At 64.0% G+C, this 2,598-nt stretch carries 4 protein-coding genes; 1 reads left to right on the top strand and 3 read right to left on the bottom strand.

Annotated features, from left to right (window positions below; genetic code table 11):
* The 3 genes from VK519_RS07790 to VK519_RS07780 all read right to left on the bottom strand — a co-directional run.
* Positions 1-312 (bottom strand): hypothetical protein (locus VK519_RS07790; RefSeq protein ID WP_324348762.1); only part of this gene is annotated, 312 nt, incomplete at its 3' end.
* Between the two features lie 110 nt (positions 313-422).
* Positions 423-1,268: an SAM-dependent methyltransferase gene (locus VK519_RS07785; protein ID WP_324348761.1), complete on the bottom strand. Its 846-nt coding sequence runs from the start codon at positions 1,266-1,268 to the stop codon at positions 423-425.
* Between the two features lie 214 nt (positions 1,269-1,482).
* On the bottom strand, positions 1,483-2,058 hold the full coding sequence (locus tag VK519_RS07780) for a CGNR zinc finger domain-containing protein (protein WP_324348759.1): 576 nt from the start codon (positions 2,056-2,058) through the stop codon (positions 1,483-1,485).
* A 107-nt stretch (positions 2,059-2,165) separates the two neighbouring features.
* On the opposite strand from VK519_RS07780, the gene VK519_RS07775 reads away from it, so the two are divergent.
* A partial coding sequence (locus VK519_RS07775; RefSeq protein WP_414692715.1) for an EamA family transporter occupies positions 2,166-2,598 on the top strand: 433 nt, incomplete at its 3' end.

Genomic DNA, 2,598 nt, shown 5'->3' with positions numbered 1-2,598 from the left:
GGTCGGGGGCGTATCGTCGGGATCGTCGGGCGGGTTCTGCTCGTCGTCCTTGCCATCGCCATGATCGTCTTCGGGGTAGTGCTCGTCGTCGCCCTCACCCTCATGCCCGCCCGTTTGGCTCATGTGCTCGACGTGCATCTGCACGAGACCCAACTCCTTGGTCAGGGTCGTGCCGTCGCCATTAGCTGCCAGTTCGCGCAAGCCGGCTGAGGCATCGGCGGCTTCGAGTGCTCGCGCCAGTTCCTCGGGCGACGCATGCCGTAACATGGCATCACGGCCGATAGCTTCCAGCAATTCGACGGTGTCGCGCATATTCTTCCCCTGGTTCCTGTTGACCTTGGTGCCGTCTGCCCCTCACCCGATGGCGCGGTGACAGTCCGGCATGTCGCTTTAGCGGCAGACCGCCCGCTTTCTTTAGCCTCTTATGCCGGAACGGCAGGTTCCACGCCCGTGCCGTGGACCGCATCGAGCGCATCCAGGCGCGCACGCATGACGGCGTTTGGCTTCAGCGCGCACGCGGGCGGCAGTGCGAGCGTTTCATGGCCGGTGAACTCGGCGGCAGGAAAGTCACGCAGCGCCATGCGCTGGATGTGCGGCCCTTCGATCGGCAATGTCGGCGCGCGATAGACGATCGCCGGATGATCGGCCGGATAGTCCTGGAGCAGGCGCTCTGTCAGCAGCTCCCGGTAGGCGTCGGGCGTACGGAAACGGCCGAGCGAGCGGTCGCCGACGACTCCCAGTTGCCAAAGGATCACGTGGCTGGTCGTGTCCAGGTTGCGCTCGAAGAAGAGCAGCTGGCTGGCCTCCAGATGCTGGCAGCCGACGCGACCCGGATCGATTCCCAGGTCCGCGTACAGGCAGTCTTCGGCGGACACGCCGGCCTCCATGTGCGCCTGGTAGCCTTCGGCGCGGGCAAGCTCGATCACCTTGTGCGGCGACCAGGCAAAAATGCCCGGGTGACCATAGAAGACAGCGCAAACCCGCTTCCCCGCCCGCACCTCGGCCATCATCACGTTGACCCACTCACGATAGGTCTTCATCCGCGACTTGCCCGGCCGGTAGTACGGCTGGAGGCTGCGGACCTCCCGATTCAGGCGTCGCAGCCACAGCTCCACCACGTAGTCCGAGAGCGCGGCGAAGACGACGTCAGCGCCCTCGATATGGCTACGCGAGAGGGGTGTCAGGTGGGAGCCCAGGGTAATGCCCATGCCGACGCAGGCGATGCTGCCGCGGCGGCCTTCGGTCGATAACGGAGTGGGTGTGGTCATGGGTTGTTAGTAGGCAAAATTATTGTGACCGGCGTGGGCACCCCCAGACCGGGATCGTGACGACCCCCCGAACAGCTTCCGATGACGGTCCCCGAGAACTCGTCAGCATAATGTGACACAACTCACATTCTCGGTAGCGGGTCCATGGACAAGACCGAAAAATCATGGGGTTACATTGCCGGCAGTGTTAACTGCCGCCCACACCGATGTCCCCCTACGACTTGGATCGGTGGTAGTAGCGGCGGGCCTTGTCCCGGCTTCCGCAGTCGGCCATGTCGCACCAGCGGCGATGGCCGTTACGGGTCTGGTCGTCGAACAACCACTGGCAAGAAGGGCAGAAGCGCAGGCGGTCGTGGTTGCCGGCGGTAACGAGCTGTGCGGCGTCGATCAGGATCGGATAGAGCGCCTCGGAGGCGCTGTGCGGTGGTAACCAGCTCCAGGCAAGCGTGGCCGGATCGATCACGCGCCCTTCGTTGGCCTTCGCCACCGCCTTGCTCAGTTCCGCGACCGAGGCATGCTTCGGCCGCGCCATGTGGGCCAATGGCGTAAGCACGGCGGTGAGCATCCGGCGCGAGTCGTACAACGAATGAAGATCGGTGTCCTTGCTGCGCGGAAAGGGCAGGCCGACGGCGGCGAACCAGCGTTTGGAGTTCTCCGCAGGTGCCAGCCAATCGTGCGCGTGCTCGGTATCGGGCCAGCTGATGGTGTTGACGAAATCCAGGCACAGCCGGCCGCCGACGAGTTTATACGTACCGCGGTATTCACCCGGATCAAGGTCGATGGCGTCCATGAATAAAGTTTACCACCTATTTCCATTTGACAGGTGAGATCGACGGGTCTATACATCTCACCATCATGAACGCAATAGATGGTAAAGATAGATCGGTCGCACCGCTCATGCAGCGGATACCGCCGCACGCATTTTTCGTGGGCAGCGCGATCTTCCACTACCTGGGTCCGTCGTTCGCCGTACTGCTGTTCGCCCGTGTGCCGGTGGCGGGGGTGGCATGGCTACGTATCGTGTCTGCCGCGGTGGTGTTCGCCGTGTGGCGACGGCCCTGGCGGGCTTTCCTGGCGGCGGCAAGCCACACGCGATGGATGATCGTCGCCCTGGGCGCCGTCTTCGCCGCCATGAACTACTGTTTCTATCGAGCCATCGCCGAGTTGCCGCTGGGCACGGTCGCGGCGATCGAGTTTGCGGGACCTGTCGCCCTGGCGCTGGCCGGCGCGCGATCACAGCGCAATATGGTGGCGCTTGCCCTCACCGTGGCCGGCGTCTACATGTTGACCGAGGTGCGGCTTGCGGGAACGCCGCTGGCTTTCGCCTGGG

Source organism: Pinirhizobacter sp. (assembly GCF_035317885.1).
In the GTDB taxonomy this organism is placed as follows: Bacteria; Pseudomonadota; Gammaproteobacteria; order Xanthomonadales; family Rhodanobacteraceae; genus Pinirhizobacter.
The sequence above is the reverse complement of the archived record's forward strand: the minus strand, read 5'-3'. Positions and strand labels throughout refer to the sequence as shown.

Excerpts from the sequence above, each read along its gene's own strand:
- VK519_RS07780 (WP_324348759.1), bottom strand. The coding sequence starts at position 2,058 with ATGGACGCCATCGACCTTGATCCGGGTGAATACCGCGGTACGTATAAA.
- VK519_RS07785 (WP_324348761.1), bottom strand. The coding sequence starts at position 1,268 with ATGACCACACCCACTCCGTTATCGACCGAAGGCCGCCGCGGCAGCATC.